Annotated in this window: 23 protein-coding genes; 8 read left to right on the forward strand and 15 right to left on the reverse strand. The window is 69.0% G+C overall.

Features of this window, described 5'->3' with window-relative positions; all coding sequences use genetic code 11:
* Positions 1 to 38: 38 nt before the first annotated feature.
* Genes ACUTAG_RS16925 through ACUTAG_RS16940 form a run of 4 tightly spaced genes read right to left on the reverse strand, consistent with a single transcriptional unit; the run spans position 39 to position 3,053 of the window.
* On the reverse strand, positions 39 to 809 hold the full coding sequence (locus ACUTAG_RS16925) for a LamB/YcsF family protein (RefSeq protein ID WP_148317671.1): 771 nt from the start codon (positions 807 to 809) through the stop codon (positions 39 to 41).
* A gap of 55 nt (positions 810 to 864) precedes the next feature.
* Positions 865 to 1,866: a 5-oxoprolinase subunit C family protein gene (locus tag ACUTAG_RS16930; protein ID WP_104413794.1), complete on the reverse strand. Its 1,002-nt coding sequence runs from the start codon at positions 1,864 to 1,866 to the stop codon at positions 865 to 867.
* A complete protein-coding gene (gene pxpB, locus ACUTAG_RS16935; protein ID WP_026385183.1) occupies positions 1,863 to 2,597 on the reverse strand; it encodes a 5-oxoprolinase subunit PxpB in 735 nt (244 codons plus the stop codon). Before pxpB ends, ACUTAG_RS16930 begins: the two co-directional genes overlap by 4 nt.
* 24 nt (positions 2,598 to 2,621) lie before the next feature.
* Positions 2,622 to 3,053, reverse strand: a complete 432-nt coding sequence (locus ACUTAG_RS16940) for a VOC family protein (RefSeq protein ID WP_006386852.1) — start codon at positions 3,051 to 3,053, stop codon at positions 2,622 to 2,624.
* Between the two features lie 141 nt (positions 3,054 to 3,194).
* Between ACUTAG_RS16940 and ACUTAG_RS16945 the strand changes: the two genes are divergently transcribed.
* Together ACUTAG_RS16945 and ACUTAG_RS16950 are read left to right on the forward strand one after the other, a co-directional pair.
* Complete coding sequence (locus ACUTAG_RS16945) at positions 3,195 to 4,070, forward strand: LysR substrate-binding domain-containing protein (RefSeq protein ID WP_187378288.1); 876 nt, start codon at positions 3,195 to 3,197, stop codon at positions 4,068 to 4,070.
* 72 nt (positions 4,071 to 4,142) lie between these two features.
* Positions 4,143 to 4,727, forward strand: coding sequence for an HD domain-containing protein (locus tag ACUTAG_RS16950; RefSeq protein ID WP_148317667.1), 585 nt, complete (start codon positions 4,143 to 4,145; stop codon positions 4,725 to 4,727).
* Positions 4,728 to 4,850: 123 nt separating this feature from the next.
* Here the strand turns inward: ACUTAG_RS16950 and serA are convergent, their stop codons facing one another.
* The 9 genes from serA to phoB form a co-directional block, all read right to left on the reverse strand.
* Positions 4,851 to 6,050, reverse strand: a complete 1,200-nt coding sequence (serA, locus tag ACUTAG_RS16955) for a phosphoglycerate dehydrogenase (protein WP_006386855.1) — start codon at positions 6,048 to 6,050, stop codon at positions 4,851 to 4,853.
* A gap of 146 nt (positions 6,051 to 6,196) precedes the next feature.
* Entirely contained in the window at positions 6,197 to 6,673 is a 477-nt protein-coding gene (locus ACUTAG_RS16960) for a DUF411 domain-containing protein (protein WP_148317665.1), read from the reverse strand.
* An 18-nt stretch (positions 6,674 to 6,691) separates the two neighbouring features.
* Positions 6,692 to 7,693: a copper resistance protein B gene (locus ACUTAG_RS16965; protein WP_148317663.1), complete on the reverse strand. Its 1,002-nt coding sequence runs from the start codon at positions 7,691 to 7,693 to the stop codon at positions 6,692 to 6,694.
* A gap of 18 nt (positions 7,694 to 7,711) precedes the next feature.
* Entirely contained in the window at positions 7,712 to 9,505 is a 1,794-nt protein-coding gene (locus ACUTAG_RS16970; protein ID WP_148317662.1) for a copper resistance system multicopper oxidase, read from the reverse strand.
* An 18-nt stretch (positions 9,506 to 9,523) separates the two neighbouring features.
* A complete protein-coding gene (locus ACUTAG_RS16975; RefSeq protein ID WP_020925380.1) occupies positions 9,524 to 10,018 on the reverse strand; it encodes a cupredoxin domain-containing protein in 495 nt (164 codons plus the stop codon).
* A 74-nt stretch (positions 10,019 to 10,092) separates the two neighbouring features.
* A complete protein-coding gene (locus tag ACUTAG_RS16980) occupies positions 10,093 to 11,493 on the reverse strand; it encodes a heavy metal sensor histidine kinase (protein WP_148317660.1) in 1,401 nt (466 codons plus the stop codon).
* Entirely contained in the window at positions 11,490 to 12,176 is a 687-nt protein-coding gene (locus ACUTAG_RS16985; protein ID WP_006386860.1) for a heavy metal response regulator transcription factor, read from the reverse strand. Before ACUTAG_RS16985 ends, ACUTAG_RS16980 begins: the two co-directional genes overlap by 4 nt.
* A 64-nt stretch (positions 12,177 to 12,240) precedes the next feature.
* Positions 12,241 to 13,548: a phosphate regulon sensor histidine kinase PhoR gene (phoR, locus tag ACUTAG_RS16990; RefSeq protein WP_006386861.1), complete on the reverse strand. Its 1,308-nt coding sequence runs from the start codon at positions 13,546 to 13,548 to the stop codon at positions 12,241 to 12,243.
* A 12-nt stretch (positions 13,549 to 13,560) separates the two neighbouring features.
* Entirely contained in the window at positions 13,561 to 14,259 is a 699-nt protein-coding gene (gene phoB, locus ACUTAG_RS16995; protein WP_006386862.1) for a phosphate regulon transcriptional regulator PhoB, read from the reverse strand.
* A 161-nt stretch (positions 14,260 to 14,420) separates the two neighbouring features.
* Between phoB and ubiE the strand changes: the two genes are divergently transcribed.
* The 6 genes from ubiE (at position 14,421) to ACUTAG_RS17025 (ending at position 20,405) form a co-directional block, all read left to right on the forward strand.
* A complete protein-coding gene (gene ubiE, locus ACUTAG_RS17000; RefSeq protein WP_006386863.1) occupies positions 14,421 to 15,197 on the forward strand; it encodes a bifunctional demethylmenaquinone methyltransferase/2-methoxy-6-polyprenyl-1,4-benzoquinol methylase UbiE in 777 nt (258 codons plus the stop codon).
* A gap of 177 nt (positions 15,198 to 15,374) precedes the next feature.
* Positions 15,375 to 16,376 (forward strand): Tim44 domain-containing protein, encoded by a 1,002-nt coding sequence (locus ACUTAG_RS17005; protein WP_038502736.1) that lies wholly within the window; start codon positions 15,375 to 15,377, stop codon positions 16,374 to 16,376.
* A gap of 195 nt (positions 16,377 to 16,571) precedes the next feature.
* Positions 16,572 to 17,210 carry a ubiquinone biosynthesis accessory factor UbiJ gene (locus tag ACUTAG_RS17010; protein WP_148317658.1) on the forward strand — a complete coding sequence of 213 codons (639 nt, stop codon included), beginning with the start codon at positions 16,572 to 16,574 and terminating at the stop codon, positions 17,208 to 17,210.
* Positions 17,211 to 17,213: 3 nt separating this feature from the next.
* A complete protein-coding gene (gene ubiB / locus ACUTAG_RS17015; protein WP_006386866.1) occupies positions 17,214 to 18,767 on the forward strand; it encodes a ubiquinone biosynthesis regulatory protein kinase UbiB in 1,554 nt (517 codons plus the stop codon).
* A 181-nt stretch (positions 18,768 to 18,948) separates the two neighbouring features.
* Positions 18,949 to 19,827 (forward strand): ferritin, encoded by an 879-nt coding sequence (locus ACUTAG_RS17020; RefSeq protein WP_006386867.1) that lies wholly within the window; start codon positions 18,949 to 18,951, stop codon positions 19,825 to 19,827.
* A gap of 89 nt (positions 19,828 to 19,916) precedes the next feature.
* A complete protein-coding gene (locus ACUTAG_RS17025) occupies positions 19,917 to 20,405 on the forward strand; it encodes an adenylyltransferase/cytidyltransferase family protein (RefSeq protein WP_020925374.1) in 489 nt (162 codons plus the stop codon).
* 15 nt (positions 20,406 to 20,420) lie between these two features.
* On the opposite strand, the gene ACUTAG_RS17030 is transcribed toward ACUTAG_RS17025, so the two are convergent.
* Positions 20,421 to 21,752 carry a TolC family outer membrane protein gene (locus ACUTAG_RS17030; protein WP_148317656.1) on the reverse strand — a complete coding sequence of 444 codons (1,332 nt, stop codon included), beginning with the start codon at positions 21,750 to 21,752 and terminating at the stop codon, positions 20,421 to 20,423.
* Positions 21,753 to 21,851: 99 nt separating this feature from the next.
* Positions 21,852 to 22,532, reverse strand: coding sequence for a protein-L-isoaspartate O-methyltransferase family protein (locus ACUTAG_RS17035; RefSeq protein ID WP_026383599.1), 681 nt, complete (start codon positions 22,530 to 22,532; stop codon positions 21,852 to 21,854).
* Positions 22,533 to 22,542: the final 10 nt, after the last annotated feature.

The following is a 22,542-nucleotide window of genomic DNA, read 5'->3' on the forward strand; positions in this document are numbered from 1 at the left end:
ATCGAAACAGTGCCGCTCGTTGCCCGCGAATGGTGGCGTCAGGCGCGCGCGGACGGCGTGCGCACGGCGATGCCGGCCCGTTCCAGCGCCTCGCGGATGGCGCGCGCGAACACCAGCGCGTTGGGCTGGTCGCCGTGGATACAGAGCGTGTCGGCCTGCACCGGCACGTCCTTGCCGTCGACCGAGCGCACCTTGCCCTCGCGGACCATGCGCACCACCTGCGCCACGGCCTGGTCGACGTCTTCGATCATGGCGCCGGCGCGGGTGCGTGGCGTGAGCGAGCCGTCGTCCTGGTAGGAGCGGTCGGCGAAGACCTCGTTGGCCGCGGCCAGCCCGATGGCGCGCGCGGCGTCGATCAGCTTGCTGCCCGCCAGCCCGTAAAGCAGCAGAGTGGCATCCACATCCTTGACCGCCTGGCAGATGGCGCGCGCCAGGCCTTCGTCCCTGGCGGCCATGTTGTAGAGCGCGCCGTGCGCCTTGACGTGATGCAGCCGCGCGCCTTGCGAGGCGGCCACGCCGGCCAGCGCGCCGATCTGGTAGACCGTGATGTCGTACGCCTCGTCCGGCGTGATCGGAATCGCGCGGCGGCCGAAGCCCACCAGGTCCTGCAGGCTGGGATGCGCGCCCAGCGCCACGCCCTGCTTGAGGGCGGCGGCCACGGTCTTGCGCATGGTGGCGGGATCGCCGCCGTGGAAACCGCAGGCGATGTTGGCCGAGCTGACGAAGGCCAGCACCGCGGCGTCGTTGCCCATGCTCCAGGCGCCGTAGCTTTCGCCCATGTCGCAGTTCAGGTCGATGCTTGTGCTCATGATGGGGTTCCTGTGGAGGTTCGGGCGGTTATTCGGGGGCGCTTGCGAGCTGGCCTCAAGGGTGGCCAGGCCCGAGCAGCGCGCGCAGCGGCGCCAGCGCGTCCAGCAACTGGGCGAAGGCGCGTTCGCGCTCGCCGTCCAGGCGTTGCGCCTCGTCGAGTTCGATCATGGCGAACCGCAGCGCGCGTCCCGGCGCGTACTGCGCCAGCAAGGGCAGGTCGACGCTGGCGATCTGCGCGATCTTGGGATAGCCGCCGGTGGTCTGCCGGTCGGCCATGAGGATGATGGCCTCGCCGCCCGACGGCACCTGCACGGTGCCGAAGCAGGCCGCCTCGGACAGCATCTGGCGCGGCTGGCTCATGGACAGCGCCGGACCCTGCAGGCGGTAGCCCATGCGGTCGGACTGCGGGCTGATGCGGAATTCCGAGCCGCCGAAGGCGTGGCGGCTGGCTTCGGAGAATTCCTGCCACTGCATGCCGGGCAGGAAGCGGATGGCGTCGCGCCGCTTGTGGCCGAGCGTGCCGGGCAGGTAGATGCGCAGGTCCCACAGGGCCTTTTGCAGCGCGTCCAGGCCGTGGCCATCGAGCGCCTGGCGCAAGCCGACCTGGTCGCCCTTGGCCAGCGCGCGGCCCTCGAAGCCGCCGAAGCCGCTGCGCAGGTAGGTGGTTTCGCTGCCCATCACCGGCGCCAGCGCGAAGCCGCCGTGCACCGCCAGGTAGCCGCGCACGCCGTTGGCGGGCCGCGCGCCGAAGGCCAGCGTGTCGCCGGCGCGGGCCACCAGCGGCCGGTGCTGCGGGATCTCCTGGCCGTTGAGCGTGGCGCCCAGGTCGGCCCCGGCCACCGCGAAGCAGGCCGGCGCGTCGAAGCGCAGCGTCGGGCCGGTCAGGGTCATTTCGAGCGTGGCGGGGTCGCCGCTGTTGCCGGCGAGCGCGTTGGCCAGGCGGTGGGCGCGTTCGTCCATGGCGCCGGCGGCCGGGATGCCCTGGTGCTGGTAGCCCTCGCGGCCGCGGTCCTGGAAGCTGGACAGCATGCCCGGCTTGATGATGGTGATGCTCACGGCCGGTTCCCCCGCAGGCGCGCGAATTCGTCGGCGCTGATCGGCACGAAGCGCACCGAGTCGCCCGGCTGCAGGTAGGCGGCCGGCTCGCGCGCGGGGTCGAACATGGTCAGCGGCGTGGTGCCGATGATGTGCCAGCCGCCGGGCAGGCGGTTGGGGTAGATCACCGTCTGGCGGTTGGCGATGGCCACCGCGCCGGCCGGCACGGCGGTGCGCGGCGAGGGGCGCCGCGGCAGGTTCAGTTTTTCGTCGTGCACGCCCAGGTAGGCGTGGCCGGGGGCGAAGCCCAGCATGAACACCATGCTGCGCGGTCCGCTGTGCAGGGCGATGACTTCGTCGGGCGTCAGGCCGGCGGCGCGGGCGACCTCGTCGAGGTCGGGCCCGTGCTCGCCGCCGTAGCAGACCGGCACGTCGACCTCGCGGCCGGCGGCATTGTCGGCCGCGATGCCGTCGGCCAGCAGCGCTTCGATGCGCTCGGCCAGGTCGGCGTAGGTGGGGCCGTGGCCCAGGCCGTCGGGTCGGTAATGCACGGCCACCGCCACGAACGACGGCACCACGTCGGTCACCCCCGGCAGGCCGGCGTCGCGCAGCTTGCGCGCCGCCGCCAGACAGGTGCGGCCCACGGCGGCGTCGATCCGGTCGCCGAAAGAAACGATGAGGCAGCGGTCACCCTGGGGCTGGATGCGCCAGGTGGCTTCGGCCGAAGAAGATGGGTCTGATGTTGCGTTCAACGGCACGAAACCTGTAGAGACGGATTACTTGGCGAACAACGAATCCAGGTTCTTGAACGCCTTGAATTCCAGCGCGTTGCCCGACGGATCCAGGAAGAACATGGTGGCCTGTTCGCCGACTTCGCCCTTGAAGCGGATGTAGGGCTCGATGACGAACTCGGTGCCGGCATCGGTCAGGCGCTTGGCCATGGCTTCCCATTGTTCCATGGAAAGCACCGCGCCGAAATGGCGCACGGGCACATTGTGCGAATCGACCGCGCTGGTGGCCTTGTGGCCGCACTCGCTGGGGGCCAGGTGGGCGACGATCTGGTGGCCGTAGAAGTTGAAGTCGATCCATTCGGGCGAGCTGCGGCCCTCCGGACAGCCCAGCTTTTCGCCGTAGAAGGCGCGGGCTTCGGCCAGGTCGCGGACCGGGAAGGCCAGGTGGAACGGCGGCAGGTTGGTTTGAGCGGTCATGAAAAGCTCCGGATGAGGCGGAAAAGGTAATTCAGAATGCGGACGATCGCCATCGGGTCGTGTCCTGAGCTGCTAGTTTATGAATTGTTTTTTTGATTGAAAAACGATATTTTTTGTGTCTTAGCATCGAAAATATTGATCGTGATCAAAGAATTCAAGACCTTCATCGCCGTGGCGCGCGATGGCACCTTCACCGGGGCGGGCGCCCAGCTGGGCCTGACCCAGTCGGCCGTCAGCGCGCAGATCAAGCGCCTGGAGGACTACCTGGGCGTGGCGCTGTTCGACCGCAGTGCGCGCGCCGCCGTGCTCAACGACCATGGCCGCGAGATGCTGCCGCAGGCCGAGGAACTGGTGGCCATGGCCGAGCGCATGGCGTCCACGGCCGGCGCCGGCCACGTCAGCGGATCGCTGCGCATCGGCGCCATCGCCTCGGTGCAGCAGGACCTGCTGGTGCGGGCGCTGGGCGAGTTCCGCGCCGGCTACCCCGACGTGCGGGTGCGGATCGTGCCGGGGGTGTCGCTGTCGCTGCTGGGGCAGGTGGACGCCGGCGAGGTCGACATGGCGCTGCTGATCCGGCCGCCGTTCGCGCTGCCGCCGGAATTGGGCTGGCAGCCGTTGCTGCGCGAGGAAGTGGTGCTGGCCATGCCGGCCGCGATGGCGTTGGCGCCGTGGCGCGAGGTGCTGGCGGCGCAGCCCTTCATCCGCTACGACCGCGCGTCGTTTGGCGGGCGCGTGGTGGACCTGTTCCTGAAGAAGCAGCGCATCACGGTGCACGAGGCGGTGGAGCTGGACGAGATCGAGGCCATCGCCAACATGGTGCGCCACGGACTGGGCGTGGCGCTGCTGCCGCGCTTGCGCGGCCTGGATACGGATGGCCTGCGGCTGGTGCCGCTGGGCGATGCGGCGTTTCATCGCGAGATCGGCCTCATCGGGCGGTTGCCGTTCGACGCCGGCAGCGTCCGCGGCAAGATGGCCGAGTGCCTGGCGCGGGCGGCGGGGGCCACGTTGGCGCCTTGAGCCAGCCAGGGCGGTACAGTGTCGGGGAAGCGATCGGCATTCGCGCCAAGACCGCCACCCACGCAGGACACCATGGCATCGACCTCACTGGAAAAACAGCTGCAATTCCTCCGCGAAATCGACCGGCTCAAGACCGTCGTCCGGCAATCGCCGCTGCTGGACCGCAGCCGCAAGGAGAATTCCGCCGAGCATTCCTGGCACCTGGCGCTGTACGCGCTGGTGCTGAGCGAATACGCCAGCGGTCCGGTGGATACCCAGCGGGTCATGCGGATGCTGCTGCTGCACGACGTGGTCGAGATCGACGTCGGCGATTTCCCGATCCACGGCGGATCGTCGGCGGCCTGGCAGGCCGAGCAGGAGGACAAGGCGGCGCAGCGGCTGTTCGGCTTGCTGCCCTCGCCGCAGGGCGACGAGTTCATGGCGCTGTGGCGGGAATTCGAGCAGGCCGAGAGCGAGGACGCGCGTTTCGCCAAGGCGCTGGACCGCTTCCAGCCGCTGCTCATCAACGTGTTCACGGGCGGCGGCACCTGGACCGAGAATGGCGTGTCGCGCGAGCAGGTGCTGGCCCGCTACGGGCCGGTGATCCAGCGCGGGGCGCCGAAATTGTGGGACGTCTGTGAGCGCTGGGTGGCGGCGCATTTCGCGGGCCGGGCATGATGTGATCCGCGTCTGGGGGCTCACGTTCCCGTCCAGCCGCGGCCGTCCTGCGTCCGCATCCGCCCGTGCCACGCGCATGGAAAAGGCCCGCGCGAGCGGGCCTTTCTCTTGAGCGCCTTTCCTTTACAGCCGGTCGCAGCGAACCGTGATCGGATGATCGCGCAGCGTCGTCATGACCAAATCATCGACCTCGCCATCGACGTCGGTGATCACGTAGCCGATCTGGCCCTTGGTCTGCAGGGTCTGGCTGACGATGTTCAGGCCGTGCTGCGCCATCAGGTTGTCCAGCGTGCCCAGCGCGCCGGGGGCGTTGCGGTGCACGTGCAGGATGCGGGTGGCGCCGGCCTGTTCCAGGTAGGGCAGTTCGGGGAAGTTGACCGCGCCCTTGGTGGTGCCGGCCTGCAGGAAGCGCACCAGCTTCTCGGCCACTTCGCGGCCGATGTTCTCTTGCGATTCCTGCGTGCTGCCGCCGATGTGCGGGGTGAGGATGACGTTGGGCAGGCCGATCAGCGGGCTGGCCAGCGGTTCGTCGGCGCCCTTGGGCTCGGTGGGGAACACGTCGAGCGCGGCGCCCGCCAGGTGGCCGGACTTGAGCGCGGCGTGCAGGGCGTCGATGTCGACCACGGTGCCGCGCGAGGCGTTGATGAGGATGGCGCCGCGGCGCATGCGGGCAATGGTCTCCGCATTCATGATGTTCTCGGTGGACTTGCCGCCGGGCACGTGCAGGGTGACCACGTCGGCCTGCTCCAGCAGGTCGTTGAGCGAGCCGGCCGGGCGGGCGTTGCCCAGCGGCAGCTTGGCTTCGACGTCGTGGTAGATGACGCGCATGCCGAGGCCTTCGGCCAGGGTGCTGATCTGCGAGCCGATGTTGCCGTAGCCGACGATGCCGAGCGTCTTGCCGCGGGTCTCGAAGGCGCCGGCGGCGCTCTTGTCCCAGTGGCCGAGATGGACGCGGGCGTTCTTCTCGGGGATGCGGCGCAACAGCAGGATGGCTTCGCCCAGCACCAGCTCGGCGACCGAGCGGGTGTTGGAGAAGGGCGCATTGAACACCGGGATGCCGCGCTGCATGGCGGTGTCGAGGTCGACCTGGTTGGTGCCGATGCAGAAGCAGCCGACCACGCGCAGGTCGGGGTTGCCGGACAGCAGGGCGGCATCCAGGTGGGTACGAGAACGGATGCCCGCGACCTGGGCGCCGCGCAGGGCGTCCTGCAGCTGCGCCGGCGGCAGGGCCGCGGCGTGCGTGACGATGTCGGTGTAGCCGGCGGCTTCGAAGACGGCGCGGGCGCTCGGGTGGATGTTCTCGAACAGGACGATGTGTGCCATGACTGCCAGGGGTCGGGTGAGAAATGCGTTTTATTTATTGTGGCGCATTTTTGCTGCGGTGCAAGAGGTACCCATTGCCCGGGTGGGGATGAATTGTTTCAGAACGGCCGGGCGCCGCCCGGCCGGGAGCATCCCCGGGGCATCTCCTAACGATACGCCTGGAACACCTTGGCGCCGCCGCGCTTGTCCACCAGCAGGACATCATGTGGCGTCTTGCGGCCCCCGTATTCGGGGCCGTCCATGCCGGGCGAACCCAGCGGCATGCCAGGCGCGGCAAGGCCGGCGGCATCGGGCTTTTCGAGCAGCAGGCGGCGCACGTCGCTGGCCGGCACGTGGCCTTCGATGGCATAGCCGTCCACCACGGCCGTATGGCACGAGCCATAGTCGGCCATGCCGGCATTGCGGCGCACCGGGCCGGTGTCCTGGACGTCGTGGGTGGTGACCTCGAAGCCGTTGTCGCGCATGTGCGTGACCCAGTCCTCGCAGCAGCCGCAGGTGGGCGTCTTCCACACCTGGACCTTGGGGGCGAATTGGGCCTGCGCGAGGATCGGCGCGGCGTACAGGGGCAGGGACAGCGCGGCCGCCAGCAGCAGGCGACGGGCGGGGATGAGAGGTGTTTTCATGGGTCTCCGCGAGAAAGATCAGAACCAGAAGCTCACGCCGGCCAGCACGGCGGCCTGCGAGCGACCTTGGCCGGCGGCGGACGCATAGTCCGCGGTGCGGCCGAACTTACGTTCGAAGGATACCCCGACGTAGGGCGCGAACTGGCGCGTGATTTCGTAGCGCAGGCGCAGCGACAGCGAAGCGTCGGACAGGCCCGAGCCGATGCCGCGCTCCGGGTCGTTGCGGCCGTAGGCGCTGGCCTCGATCTCCGGCGTGAAAATCAGACGCTGGGTAAGCAGCAGATCGTACTCGGCCTTCAGGGCCAGCGCGGTGCGGCCCGATGGGCCGGCGTAGGCGGTGGTCTCGAACTCGATGTTGTAGGGCAGCACGCCCTCGAGGCCGAGCGCGGCCCAGTTGCGCTTGGGACCGGTGCCGAAGTCGCGCCGCGCGCCCAGTTGCAGGTCCCAGAAAGGCGAGATGGCGTGGCTCCAGAGGGCTTCGACCTTGGCGCCGGAACCGCCGCCGCTTTCGCGTTCGCCTTCGCTCTTGATCACCAGCCGGTCGGTGGCGGTGCCCCACCAGAAGCGGCCGTCCCATTCCAGCGCGTTCTGGCCGTCGCGGTTGCGCGACCAGCCGAACTTGTCGAACAGCAGCCGCGACGAGGCGTCCCTGTCCATCATGTGTGGGTGCAGGCCGTAGCTGTCATAGCCACGCTCGCCGGCGCCGTCGCTGGACGGCAGGCTGCCGACGGCCGGCGCGCCGTGGTCAATGCCGGGCATGGAGGAATGATCCATGACGGGCGGCATCGCTGGCTTTGGCTTGGCGCTGCCGTGGTTCATGCCGGGCATGGAGGAATGGTCCATGGCGGGCGGCATCGCGGGCTGTGGCTTGGCGGCGCCGTGGTTCATGCCCGGCATCGAACCATGATCCATGCCGGAATGGTCGTTCATGGCCTGGCCGAGGGCCGGCTGGCCGGCCAGGGCCGCCAGCAGGACGGTGGCCAGCGCGGCGTGGCGGAACGGGGAAAAGGAAGTGCGCATATTCCGGTTTCTCATCGCCTACTCCACCACGACCGCCCTGAACATGCCGGCCTCCATGTGGTACAGCAGGTGGCAGTGGTAGGCCCAGTTGCCGCGGGCATCGGCGCTGACGCGGTAGCTCAGGCGCTGCGCCGGATTGAGCGACAGGGTGTGCTTGCGGACCTGGAAGGCGCCGTCGGGCGATTCCAGGTCGCTCCACAGGCCGTGCAGGTGGATGGGGTGGGTCATCATGGTGTCGTTGACCAGCACGAAGCGCACGCGCTCGCCGTAGCGCAGCACGATGGGCTTGGCGTCGGAGAACTTCACGCCGTTGAACGACCACATGTAGCGTTCCATGTTGCCGGTCAGGTGCAGCTCGATCTCGCGGGTCGGCGCGCGGTTGTCGTCGGGTTCGCGGATCGAGCGCAGGTCGGCGTAGGTCAGCACCCGGCGGCCGTTGTCGCGCAGGCCGATGCCGGGGTCGTCCAGGCGGGTGGAGACCACGTCGGGCAGCATCGAATTGCCCGGGCCGCGCTCCTCGGGATAGGGGTGCCTGACCTCGACGATGCCGCCCTGGGCCGCGCCGCCGCCGTGGGAGCTGCCGTGGTCCATGCCGGGCATGGCGCCATGGTTCATGCCGGCCATCGCGCCGGCGGTCGCCTCAGGCGCGGCGCCATGATCCATGCCGCCCATGTCGTGCTTCATGCCCATGTCCATCATGCCGAGCAGCTGCACCCGATCGACCGCGGGCACCTCGGCCTGCATGCCGGGGCGCGGCGCCAGGGTGCCGCGGGCGTAGCCGGAACGGTCCATGGCCTGCGAGAAGATGGTGTAGGGGCGGTCTTCGGCGGGCTCGACGATCACGTCGTAGGTCTCGGCCACGGCGATGCGGAATTCTTCCACGTCGACCGGCCGCACGTCCTGGCCGTCGGCCGCCACCACCGTCATCTTCAGGCCGGGGATGCGCACGTCGAAGTAGGTCATGGCCGAGCCGTTGATGAAGCGCAGCCGCACGCGTTCGCCCGGCTTGAACAGGCCGGTCCAGTTGCCGGCCGGCGTCGCGCCGTTGGTCAGGAAGGTGTACGTGGCGCCGGAGACGTCCGCCAGGTCGGACGGGTTCATGCGCATCTGTTCCCACATCAGGCGCTCGGACAGCGCCGCCCGCCACCCCTTCTCGCCGGCCTCGCGGATCAGGCTCTCGACGCTGGGCTGGTTGCGGTTGTAGTAGTCGGGCATGGCCTTGAGCTTGTCGAAGACCCGCATCGGGTCTTCGTCCGTCCAGTCCGACAGCAGCACGGTGTAGTCACGGTCCGCGGCGACGGGATCGGGCCGCTTCGGGTCGATGACGATGGCCCCGTACAGGCCGGTCTGCTCCTGGAACCCCGAGTGGCTGTGATACCAGTAGGTGCCGCTCTGGCGCACGTCGAAGCGGTAGGTGAAGGTCTGGCCGGGATCGATGCCCGGGAAACTCAGGCCCGGCACGCCGTCCATTTCCGTGGGCAGCAGGATGCCGTGCCAGTGGATCGAGGTCTGTTCGCGCAGGCGGTTGGTCACGTGCAGCGTGACCGTGTCGCCCTCGTGCCAGCGCAGCAGCGGGGCTGGCACCTGGCCATTGACGGTGGTGGCGATGCGGGCGGCGCCGGTGTAGTTGACCGGGGTTTCGCCGATCTCCAGGTGGAATTCGGTGCCGCGCAGTTCGGCGGGCGCGGCCGCGGCCTGCGCCGCGCGCGGGCCCGCGCTGGCGGCGCGCCAGCCGCCCAGCGCCGCCAGCGCGCCACCGGCGGCCAGCCCCTGCACGAAGCGGCGGCGGGTGGGAATAGGGATGGGTTTCATGAGGGATCCGCGACGGCGTTATTGGACCGACACCGCGCCCTTCATGCCGGCGGTGTAGTGGCCGGGTTCCAGGCAGCCGAAAGAAACGGTGCCGGCGCGGTCGAACTTCCAGACGATCTGGCCGCTCTTGCCCCCCTCCAGCGAGATCGCGTTGGCCTCTTCGTGGCGCATGCCGGGGTCCTTCATCATCATGGCGTAGTGGGCCTGCAGGTCGGCGTCGGTGCCCAGCACCATTTCATGGCGGATGCGGCCCGAGTTGCGCACGTTGAAGCGCACGGTCTCGCCGGCCTTGACCTGCACCTGCGCCGGCGTGAAGCGCATGGCGTCGGTCATGTCGATGTCGATGCTGCGGGTGACGCGGGCGGCGTCGCCGGGCGTGCCGATGGGGGCGGAGGCCGCCGGCATGGCGTGGCCGGCGTGTTCGCCATGGGCGCCGGCGGCGAAGGCGGTGCCGGTGCCGAGCAGCGCGGCCAGGGCCGTGATCTGGGTGATGCGGAGCAAAGTGCCTTTCATGCTGTTCCCTTGATGGGGGTTGACCATGGGAGACACTTTAGGAAAACCGGGGTGACCCGGTTCTGTCGCGAAGATTACTTCTTTGTAATGTGGCCGCCGGCGGTGTCCGGACCCGACCCGCGCAGGGTGATGCCGACCACCGTGCCATCGGCGCCGGAGGCCGCGTCGACCTCGCCGCCATGCATGCGGGCGATGGCGCGCACGATCGCCAGGCCCAGGCCGTGGCCCTCGCTGCGCGGCGCGCGCGCCTGGGCGGAGCGGAAGAAGCGGTCGAAGATGCGCGGCAGGTCGGCCGCCGGGATCGGCGCGCCGGGGTTGCGCACTTCGACCCGCGCGCCGGCCGGGCGAGGCTGGCAGGCCAGCACGATCTCGCCACCGCGCGGCGTGGCCTTGATGGCGTTGGAAATCAGGTTCGCCAGCGCGCGGCGCACCAGTCCGGGGTTGGCGGCGACGATGGCGTCGCCGTCGCAGCGCAGCGTGACGCCGCGGTCTTCCAGCGCCGCCTCGTAGAAGTCGGCGACGCGCCGGGCCTCGGCGGCCAGCGACACCGGCGCCAGGTCGGCGGCGCGCTCGCCGCGGTCGGCGCGGGCCAGGAACAGCATGTCGTTGACCAGCGTCTTCAGGTCTTCCAGCGTCTCCAGGTTGGATTCGAGCGCGTCGCGCAGCTCGGCCGCGTCGCGGCCGCTGGACAGGGTCACCTGGGTGCCGTTGATCAGTGTGGCCAGCGGCGTGCGCAGTTCGTGCGCCACGTCGGCGTTGAATCCTTCCATCTGCTGGTAGGCGGCCTGCAGCCGTTCCAGCGTGCGGTTGAACGACAGCACCAGCTCATGCAGCTCGCGGTCGGTGTCGCGCAGCGGCAGGCGCACGGCCAGGTTGTCGGGCTGGATGCGGGCCGCCTGTTCCGACAGCCGCCGCGTGGGCGCCATGCTGCGGCGCACGGCCCAGGCCGCCAGCACCACGGTGGCGCCCACCCATAGCGCGCAGATCAGCGCCAGCGCGGTGCCGTAGGCGTAAAGGAACTGCGAACTGGTGCGGGTGCTGACCGCCACCGTCAACTGCGCGCCTGGCAGGATGCGGTCGTCGACCGCGACGCGCAGGCCGCGCAGGCGGCTGCCGTCGGCCTGCTGCAACAGCACCTGCCGGTCCGGCAGGACCTGCAGGGTTTCGGGGATGGCGCCGCCATAGACTGGATGGCCCTGCGCGTCGACGATCCAGATGCCGAGCTGACTCTGTCCGGCGCGCATGTCGTCGAAGGTGGCGGCCAGGTCGTGCAGGCCGCGCGCGTTGTTCTGCATGTCGATCAGGTGGTTGATCAGTTCCAGCTTGCCGCTGACCTCGGTGATCTCCTGGCGTTCGACTTCGCGCTTGAGGGCCCAGAACAGGGTGGCGCCGGCCAGGCTGGAAACCAGCAGCGCGATCGCGCCCAGCAGCAGGGTCAGGCGCGCCTGCATCGAGCGCACTCGCGGCGGCTTCATCCGCGCGCGGGCTCCGGCCGCGATTCGAGCACGTAGCCCATGCCGCGCACGGTGTGCAGCAGCTTGGCCTCGAACGGGTCGTCCAGCTTGCTGCGCAGGCGCCGCACGGCCACGTCGATGACGTTGGTGTCGCTGTCGAAATTCATGTCCCAGACCTGTTCGGCCAGGGTGGTGCGCGACAGCACCTGGCCCTGGCGCCGCAGCAGCAGGGCCAGCAGGTTGAATTCCTTGGCGGTCAGGTCCAGGCGGCGGCCGCCGCGCGCGACCTTGCGCCGCGCCAGGTCCAGTTCCAGGTCGGCCAGGCGGAACACGGTGGGTTCCTGCGAGCGGCCGCGCCGCAGCAGCGCCTGCACGCGGGCCAGCAGCTCGGAGAAGGCGAAGGGCTTGATCAGGTAATCGTCGGCGCCGCCTTCCAGCCCGCGCACGCGGTCTTCGACGGCATCGCGCGCGGTCAGCATAAGGATCGGCGTGTCCTTGTTGGCGCGCACCGCGGCCAGGATGCCGAAGCCATCCACGCCGGGCAGCATCACGTCCAGCACGATCAGGTCGTAGGCGCCTTCCAGCGCCAGGTGCAGGCCGTTGACGCCGTCGCGCGCCAGGTCGACCACATGGCTCTGCTCCGACAGGCCTTTCTTGAGGTAGTCGGCCAGCTTGGGTTCGTCTTCGATGACCAGGATGCGCATGGCCGGGAATTTACCATCCGCGCCGCGGTTGCGGCGCGGATCATGCGCGCGGCGCGCCGGCGCGTCAGGCGGATGGGTCGACCGCGATGCGATCCGGCGGGAAGCGCAGCGCGAACAGGCTGCCCTTGCCGGGCTCGCTGCTGATGAGCAGCTCGGCATCGTGGCGCATGGCGATGTGCTTGGTGATGGCCAGGCCCAGGCCGGTGCCGCCGACCGCGCGCGAGCGGCCGCGGTCGACGCGGTAGAAGCGTTCGGTCAGGCGCGGGATGTGGCGCGCGGGGATGCCGATGCCGGTGTCCTGCACGCTGTAGCGCCCGCCGCCGTCGGCCTCGCGTTCCCAGCGCACGGTGATGGTGCCGCCGTCGGGCGTGTAGCGCACGGCGTTGGTCAGCAGGTTCGACAGGGCCGAGGTCAGTTCGGTCTCGGCGCCGAGCACATCGACGGTTTCGTCGATGTGCCATTCGATCACATGGCGTCCGCCCGACAGCGCCTCGATCTGCTGGCGCGCCTTTTGCAGCAGCGCGCCCATGTTGACCGCGCGCGGGTCGCTGCCCGGCGACGATTCCAGCGTCGACAGCGTGAGCAGGTCCTCGACGATGGCCTGCATGCGCTGGGCCTGCTCGTGCATCATGTCCAGGTACTGCGCCCGCTGCTCGGGCGGCAGGGCGTCGGCGGGCATGTCGCGCAGCGTTTCCAGGAAACCCGCCAGCACCGTCAGCGGCGTCCGCAGTTCGTGCGAGACGTTGGCGACGAAATCGCGGCGCGTGGTTTCCAGGCGCTCGATCTGGGTCACGTCGCGGGTGATGAGCAGGCGCTGATTGCTGGCGTAGGCCGTCAGCTGCATCATCATCAGCCGCTCCTGGCCGTTCTGGCCCAGGCGCACCAGGATGGGATCGGGCCAGGAGGCGCGGTGCGCGTATTCGACGAATTCCGGCGCGCGCAGCAGGTTCAGCAAGTTGTGGCCGCGGTCGGCCGGCAGGCGCAGGCCCAGGTGCTGGCGCGCCATGCGGTTGCACCAGTCGATCTGGAAGTCTTCATTGAGCGTGACCGCGCCGTCGGGCAGGGCCTGAGCCGCCGCCAGCATGCCCTGCATGGTGTCGCGGGTTTCGGCCAGCTCGCGGGCCCGGGCCCGGGTGTAGCGGTACAACGGGGCGAGGATATCGTCCCAGGGGCCGACCGAGGCGGGCGGCGAGGTGTCGGGATGCCTGGCCCAGTGCGACACCAGGTGCAGGCGCCAGCTGCGCCACAGCAGCATGACGACCAGAGCGGCGCTGAACAGCACCCAGCCGGCGGGATCTCCAATGAGCCATTGCGCCAATAGCGCGATCGCCGCCCACAGGGCGACCAGGATAAGGGTGCGCAGCCAGATCATCGTGCGGGAGTTTTACCGCGCCGGGACCTGTGCCGTAAACCGGTAGCCGCTGCCGCGCACCGTTTCCACATGGGCGTCGTGGCCGCTGGGCTCCAGGGCCTTGCGCAGGCGGCGGATGTGCACGTCGACGGTGCGTTCCTCGACGAAGACGTGATCGCCCCAGACCTGGTCCAGCAGTTGCGAACGCGAGAACACGCGTTCCGGATGGGTCATGAAGAAATGCAGCAGGCGGAATTCGGTGGGGCCGATCTGCAGCGACTGGCTGTTGCCCGACAGGCGGTGCGTCACCGGATCGAGCTTGAGGCCGCCGACGTCGATCACGTCGTCGGTCAGTTGCGGCGCGCGGCGGCGCAGCACGGCCTTGATGCGGGCCATCAGCTCCTTGGGCGAGAAGGGCTTGGTGATGTAGTCGTCGGCCCCGGCTTCGAGGCCATCGACCTTGTCCTGCTCGGAACCCTTGGCGGTCAGCATGATGACCGGGACGGCGCGGGTGCGCTCGTCGTTGCGCAGCTTGCGCGCCATGGCCAGGCCGGAGGTGCCGGGCAGCATCCAGTCCAGCAGGATCAGGTCGGGCAGTTCGGCGCGGATCAGGGTCTGGGCCTGGTCGGCGTCGAAGGCGCGCAGCACCTTGTGGCCGGCGAAGGACAGGTTGACGGCGATCAGTTCCTGGATTGCGGGTTCGTCTTCGACGACGAGGATGGTGCTGGACATGGCGAATAGGGCACGCTTCGGAGCGCCGGCGCGGCGCGAACATTGCGATAGTATGGCCGCAATATTTCAGGTATGTGACCGCACGGAGCCTTCCCGCGCCCGCGGGCGGCATCCGGTGGGCCCCGATAGGCTACCATTGGACGATATATCGGGAATTCACCATGCAAAACCCCTCCGAATCGCAACATTCCGCGGATTCCGCGTCCCAATCGACGCATTTCGGCTTCCAATCGGTGCCGGAAAGCGAAAAAGCCCGCAAGGTCGCCGAAGTCTTCCACTCGGTGGCGCAGCGCTACGACATCATGAACGATTTCATGTCGGCCGGCCTGCACCGCGTCTGGAAGGCCTTCACCATCGGCCGCGCCGCCATCCGCCCCGGCATGAAGGTGCTGGACATCGCGGGCGGCACCGGCGACCTGGCCAAGGCTTTCGCCAAGCGCGCCGGCCCCACCGGCGAGGTCTGGCTGACCGATATCAACGATTCCATGCTGCGCGTCGGCCGCGACCGCCTGGCCGACGCCGGCCAGCTGGTGCCCACCGCCGTCTGTGACGCCGAGCGCCTGCCGTTCCCGACGGGCTATTTCGACCGCGTCAGCGTGGCTTTTGGGCTGCGCAACATGACCCACAAGGATCGCGCCCTGGCCGAGATGACCCGCGTGCTCAAGCCGGGCGGCAAGCTGCTGGTGCTGGAGTTCTCCCGCATCGCCAAGCCGCTGGCGCCGGCCTACGACTGGTATTCCTTCAACGTGCTGCCCTGGCTGGGCAAGACGGTGGCCAAGGACGAGGCCAGCTACCGCTACCTGGCCGAATCCATCCGCATGCATCCCGACCAGGAAACCCTGGCCGACATGCTGCGCACCGCCGGCCTGGAGCGGGTGCAGTACTTCAACCTGACGGCCGGCATCGCGGCCCTGCACGAGGGCGTGCGCCTGGCCTGATTGCGCTGGGTCCGATTCGGCTTTCCGTTGCCCCGGGGGAACTTGTGGGGCGGCGGCTTGTCCGTTATTCTTACGTCATTCAGATTACTGTAAGGAAGTCGCGCTGAAGGACCGCACGATCCGTGCGGCCTTCCGCTGCTCGGGGGCAGCGGGGCGCGGGTACGAGGGAGCACATCCATGACCAAATTCTGTTTCTCGCGGTTTGTCGCCGCGGCGCTCATCGCCATTTCCGGCGCTGCGCTGGTAACGGCGTCGTTCGACGCCGAAGCCCGCCGCGCCGGCGGCGGCAGCAGCGTCGGCCGCCAATCCTCCAATGTGACCCAGCAGCGCCAGGCCACCACGCCGCCGACCGCCGCCAGCAACACCGCGGGCGCCACCGCGGCGCCGGCGGCCGCCGGCGCGGCCACGGCCGGTGCCGCGGGCGCCGCCGCCAAGAGCGGCGCATCGCGCTGGCTGGGCCCCATCGCCGGCATCGCCGCCGGCCTGGGCATCGCCGCCTTGCTGTCGAGCATGGGCCTGTCGGGCGCTTTCGCCGAATTCCTGTCGTCCGCGCTGCTGATCGCCCTGGTCGTGTTTGCCGTGATGTTCATCATCCGCCGCCTGCGCGGCGCCGCGCCGCGTCCGGCCACCCAGGGTGCCTTCGGTGGCGCCAACAACGCGCCCGGCCAGCCGCAGCAACAGCCCATGTGGCGTGAAGCGCTGAAGCCGACCGCCCCGGCCGCGGCGCCGGTCGCAGCCGCCGCTGCCGCCCCGGCCGCCGTGCTGCCCAAGGCAGGCGACGACAACAACTGGTTCGTGCCCGGCGACTTCGATACGCCCAACTTCCTGAAGCAGGCCAAGGAACAGTTCGTGCGCATCCAGGCCGTGTGGGACAGCGGCAGCACCGATCGCCTGCGCGACTACCTGACCGACGACCTGATCACCGAGCTCAAGCCGCAGTTGGCCGAGCGCGGCGCCGCGCCCAACAAGACCGAAGTGGTGCTGCTGAACGCCGAGCTGCTGGGCATCGAAACGGTGTCCGACGGCCACCTGGCCAGCGTGCGTTTCTCGGGCATGCTGCGCGAGACCCCGGGCGCCGAAGCCTTCCGCTTCGAGGAAGTCTGGAACTTGTTCAAGCCCGCCAACGGCGGCTGGCTGCTGGCCGGCATCCAGCAGATCCCGGTGGAATACGCCAGCTGATCCGGCTGGCGCCAACCTTCTGCTATCGCGGCGGCCTCGCGGCCGTCCGCCACAACCGGCCCCTCAGGGCCGGTTTTTCCATGCGCGGGCGCAAACCGCGTCCCGACTGTCCGGAACACACCCCCATCCAACCCGTTACACTCCCGATTTACCCATCAACTTCGTCAGCCCCGTTGCGCGGGGTCGCGGACCGTCATGTTGCCCTTTTCGTTTCTGCCCACTCCTGCACGGCTGGCCGTCGGCGCGCTCAACGCCCTGTTGAAGCGTGAGGACTGGGCGCGCGAACGCCTGGCCCGCCACGCCGGCAAGACAGTGCGCTTCGCGCTGGGCGGCTTCACGCTGGGCCTGACCATCGACAGTGAGGGGCTGGCGGCCCAGGCCGATGCTGCCGTGGTGCCCGACGTGACCCTGACGGTGGCGCCCGAGAAGCTGCCGCTGCCGCGCCTGGGCGCGGGCGGCGCGGCGCCCGATTTCGCCGAAGCCACGCACATTTCCGGCGACGCCGCCCTGGCCCAGGTGGTGGCGGACCTGTCCAAGCAGTTGCGCTGGGACCCGGAAGACAGCCTGGCCCGGCTGGTGGGCGACATTCCCGCGCTGCGCATCGCCGGCGGGCTGCGCGCGGCCGCCGGCGGCGCGCGCCAGGCCGGCCAGCGCCTGGCCGAGAACGTGTCCGAATACCTGGCCGAGGAAAACGGCATGTTGCTGGGCCGGCCGGCGCTGGAGCAATGGCGCCTGGACCTGGCCGAGCTGAACGCCCGCGCCGACGCGCTGGCGCGCTCGGCCGCCGCCCTGCAATCGCGGTTGGCCACGGCCGCCGGCAAGCGGGGCGCCTGACCCATGTTCCCGTTGCTGCGCCTGTTCCGCATCATCCTGGTTTCGCTGCGCTATGGCCTGGACGAGCTGGTGCTCTCCAGCCTGAACCATCCGCTGGCCACCTGCCTGCTGCGCGTCATCCGCCTGGGCACCCGGCCGCGCAAGCCGCGCGGCCTGCGGCTGCGCCTGGCGCTGGAATCGCTGGGGCCGATCTTCGTGAAGTTCGGCCAGGTGCTGTCGACCCGCCGCGACCTGATCCCGGCCGACATCGCCAACGAACTGGCGCTGCTGCAGGACCGCGTGCCGCCGTTCCCGTCGGCCCAGGCCGCCGCCTGCATCGAGGCCGCGCTGGGCGCGCCGCCCGAAAAGCTGTTCGCGCAGTTCCAGGTCGACCCGGTGGCGTCGGCCTCCATCGCCCAGGTGCACTTCGCGGTGCTGCACGACGGCCGCGAGGTGGCGGTCAAGGTGCTGCGCCCGGGCATGCTCAGCATCATCGAGAAAGACCTGTCGCTGCTCAAGATCGTGGCCCGCATCATCGAGCGCCTGGGCGCCGATGGCCGCCGGCTCAAGCCGCGCGAGGTGGTGGCCGAGTTCGATAAGTACCTGCACGACGAACTCGACCTGGTGCGCGAGGCCTCCAATTGCAGCCAGCTGCGCCGCAATTTCGGCCCGGAATCCGGCCGCGGCGACATGCTGATGGTGCCCGAGGTGATCTGGGAATACACCGCGTCCACCGTGTTCACCATGCAGCGCATGTACGGCGTGCCGGTGGGCCAGGTCGAGCGCATGCGCGCCGCCGGCATCGACATCCCGACCCTGGCGCGCACCGGCGTCGAGATCTTCTTCACCCAGGTGTTCACCGACGGCTTCTTCCACGCCGACATGCACCCGGGCAACATCTACGTGTCTGACCGGCCCGAGACGCTGGGCAGCTACATCGCCCTGGACTTCGGCATCGTCGGCTCGCTGTCGGAATTCGACAAGAACTACCTGGCGCAGAACTTCCTGGCCTTCTTCCACCGCGACTACCGCCGCGTGGCGCAGTTGCACATCGAGTCCGGCTGGGTGCCGCCCGATACGCGCGAGGAAGAACTGGAGGGGGCGGTGCGCGCCGTCTGCGAACCCTATTTTGACCGGCCGTTGTCCGAGATTTCGCTGGGCCAGGTGCTGTTGCGCCTGTTCCAGACCTCGCGCCGGTTCAATGTGGAGATCCAGCCGCAGCTGGTGCTGCTGCAGAAGACGTTGCTGAACGTCGAAGGCCTGGGGCGGCAGCTCGACCCCAACCTGGATCTCTGGAAGACCGCCAAGCCCTACCTGGAACGCTGGATGCGCCAGCGTGTCGGAATCAAGGGCTTGCGGCAGAGCCTGGAGAAAGAAGCCGCGCAGTGGTCGCAGATGCTGCCCGCGCTTCCCAGGCTGGTCCACGACCACCTGAACCGCCCGAATCTCTCGCCGGCCCTGCTGGCCGAGATGGCGCAGTTGCGGCGGGCCCAGGAGCAGAGCAACCGGCTGGTCGCGGCGCTGGTTGGCGTGCTGGCCCTGGGGATCGGGGTGGCGTTGTGGGCATTGACCCGATAGGCGGCGCGATGGTGTAAGTGCGATCCCCTGTCATGTTTCATTCATGAAACTGTCATCATAGCTTCGCGGGAGACGGCGAAAAATAGCGCTGGGCAGACTTGTGCAGCGTCACGCCGGCAAGTGCGTGCGCCATTCATCAATTTCTATAGCCCCACTGGCGGGACGAAAACAAGGGCAGAACATGCTTTATCCTGAACTCTTCAAGACCATGGAAGCGGTGCGCTGGAACATGGCGCACGATATTCCCTGGGGCGACTTCGATCGCAGCAAGCTCTCGGACGAGCAGGCGCACACGATCAAGATGAACGCCATCACCGAATGGGCCGCGCTGCCGGCCACCGAGATGTTCCTGCGCGACAATCGCGGCGACAGCGATTTCTGCGCCTTCATGTCGGTGTGGTTCTTCGAAGAGCAGAAGCATTCCCTGGTGCTGATCGAATACCTGCGCCGCTTCCGTCCCGATCTGGTGCCCACGGAAGAAGAACTGCACAACGTGCGCTTCGAATTCGACGTCGCGCCCGAGCTGGAAACGCTGATGCTGCACTTCTGCGGCGAGGTGCGCCTGAACCACTGGTACCGCCGCGCCGCCGAATGGCACACCGAGCCGGTCATCAAGGCCATCTACAAGACCGTGGCGCAGGACGAGGCCCGCCATGCCGGCGCCTACCTGCAGTACATGCGCCGCGCGCTGCACAACCGCGGCGAGGACACCAGCGTCCAGGCGCGCCTGGCGTTCTCCAAGATCGGCGTGCTGATGGCCTCGGCCGGCCGCACCCAGCAGGCGCTGCACCCGACCAATCTGCACGTCAACAAGGACCTGTTCCCCAACGACACGGTGCAGTCGCGCCTGCCCGAGCCGGGCTGGCTGGAGCACTGGCTGGACAGCCAGATCCGCTTCGACGGCATCTGGGAGCAGAAGGTCGCCACCCGCATCCTGCACATCCTGTCCAAGCTGATGGACCGCAGTTTCGAGACGGTCAAGGACCTGAACCGCTATCGCAAGGAAATGACGGCGCTGGTGGTGCCCAAGGAAAAGGAAATCGTGCTGGCCGGCGCCTGATCGGACGCCACGGCGGCGCGCGCCGGCCCCGGCCGGGCGCGTTCGATGACCGATGACGGCGGCCGCGGCCGCCGTCGTACAATCGCGCCATGCCAGCCGCCCGTTTCGAATCCAAAGTCCTGTCCCGCGACGACTGCGTCGCCGCCGTTGCCGCCGGCCGCCTGCCGCGGCCGCTGGTGTTTACCAATGGCGTCTTCGACATCCTGCACCGGGGCCACGCCACCTACCTGGACCAGGCCGCCCAGCTGGGCGCGACGCTGGTCGTGGCGGTCAATACCGATGAATCGGTGCGCCGCCTGGGCAAGGGCGCCGAGCGCCCGCTGAACCGCATGGAAGACCGCGCCGCGCTGCTGGCGGCGCTGGGCTTCGTCACCGTAGTGACCTCGTTCCACGAGGACACGCCCGAGGCCCTGATCGGCCAGCTCAAGCCGGACCTGATCGTCAAGGGCGGCGACTACGACATGGAAAAGCTGCCCGAAACCGCCCTGGTCAAGTCCTGGGGCGGCCGCGCGGTGGCCATTCCGTTCGAGTTCGAGCGGTCCACCACGGCGCTGGTCAGGAAGATCCAGGGCGCCTGAGGCGGCGCCACGCGCTCAGCGCGGTTCGCGCAGCAATCGGTTGATGGCTTCCAGGTCGGACTCGGCCAGAATGCCGCTGGTGGCCTTCAGGCGCAGTCCCGACAGCACCGTGCTGTAGCGCGCCAGCGCCAGGTCGCGCTGGGTGGCATAGAGCTGCTGCTGGGCGTTGAGCACGTCCAGGTTGATGCGCACGCCTACCTCGTAGCCGGTGCGGTTGGCCTCGACCGCGGCGCGGCTGGACTTTTCGCCAGCTTCCAGCGCCTGGATGCGCGCCAGGCCGCTGGTGACGCCGGTGTAGTACTGGCGCGCGGCCTGCACCGCCTGGCGCCGCGCCGCCTCGAAATCGTGGCGCGCCTTCTGTTCCAGCTGCACTTTCTCCGTGACCTGCGAGGACACGCCACCCCCCGAATACAGCGGAATCGACAGCACCACGCCGATGGTGCTGTCGATCGGCTTGCCCGGCGCGGCGTTGCGCATCACCGCATCGCTGGCGCTGCCGCTGGTGGCGCGCAGGTTCAGGGTGGGGTAGTGGCCGCTCCTGGCGATCTGGACTTCGCGTCCGGCGATGCGGGTCAGCAGTTGCGCCCGCAGCACCTCCAGGCTGGAGGATTCAGCCTGGTTGCTCCAGTCCGCCACGCGAGCCGGCTGCGGCGCGGGCAGTTGCACCCCGGGCGGCAGTTCGGCCAGCGCGCCGGGGGCCGTGCCGATGATCCTGGCCAGTTCCTCGCGGCGCACGTCCAGGTCGTTCTGCAGGCGCAGTTCCTGCGCCACCACCAGGTCGTAGCGCGCCTGCGCTTCGTAGGTGTCGGTGATGGTGGCGTTGCCCAGCTCGAAATTGCGCTTGGCCGACTCCAGTTGGCCGGCCACGGCGGCTTTCTCGGCCTCGGTCGCGGTCAGGGCGTCCTGCGCGTACAGCACGTTGAAATAGGCGTCGGCCACGCGCAGCAGCAGGTCCTGGTAGGCCTGCTGCAATTGCACCTCGACATCGGCGACGATGAGCTTGGACTGTTCGTAGTTCTGCCAGCGGCCCCAGTCGAACAGCGGCTGGGTCAGCGCCAGGTCCCAGACGCCGCGGCCGCCGCTATAGGCCATGCTCAGGCCGCGGGTGCTGCGGGTTTCCTGGTAGGCGCCGCCGACGCCGGCCGAGACCTCGGGCAGCAGCAGGGCGCGCGCCTGCGGCTCTTTTTCGAGGCCGGCGCGGTAGCTGGCGCGCGCCGCGGCGTAGATCGGGTCATTGCCCAGGGCGGATTGCCATACCTGCAGCAGGTTCTGCGCGCACGCGACAGACGGGCCGACACTTGCGGCGGAGGTAAAAACCAGTAAAGCCGTAAGCAGTCGGACGCGCATGATCTGTCAGGGGGAGGGGTGCTGCTCCAGGGAATCCAGGGCGGGAGCCCGTGGCCGGGCGGGCCGACGTGGCGGGGCCGAACGGCCCCGCCTGGGAACTCAGAACTTGAACTGCGACACCGTGGCGCCGCGCAGGGGCTTGATGACCGTTTCGAACAGATTGACGGTCTCGAAGCTGGCGGCGGTGGTGCGGGTGATGCGACAGGCCGTCATGACGGGGGCCTGGCCGACGACGACGACCAGGCGGCCGCCGACGCGCAGCTGGTACTTGAGCGCGTCCGGCACGACCGGCACGGAACCCGTCACCAGGATCGCGTCGTATTCGGTGGAACCCCAGCCGTTGCGGCCGTCGCCGGTTTCGACCTTGACGTTGGTGACGTTGTTCATTTGCAGGTTCTGCTGCGCGAACGTGACCAGGCGGCTGTCGATCTCGACCGAGGTGACCTGCTGCGCCAGGTAGCCCAGCAGCGCGGCCTGGTAGCCGGAGCCGGTGCCGATTTCCAGCACGCAGTCGGATTTGCTCAGTTGCAGTTCCTGGGCCAGGCGGGCTTCGACCTTGGGGGCGAGCATGGTCTGGCGGGTGTTGACCGCGTTGATTTCCAGCGGCAGTTCCAGGTCGGAAAACGCCAGGGCGCGCAGGGCCGGCGGAACGAACTGTTCGCGGCGCACATCGAACAGCGCCTGCAGCACGTTGGCGTCCAGGACTTCCCAGGGGCGGATCTGCTGTTCCACCATGTTGAAGCGGGCTTGTTCTACGTCGGGCAGGGTCGAAGCGTTCATGACGGTCAGA

It is taken from the genome of Achromobacter sp. CSND-B12, assembly GCF_052906545.1.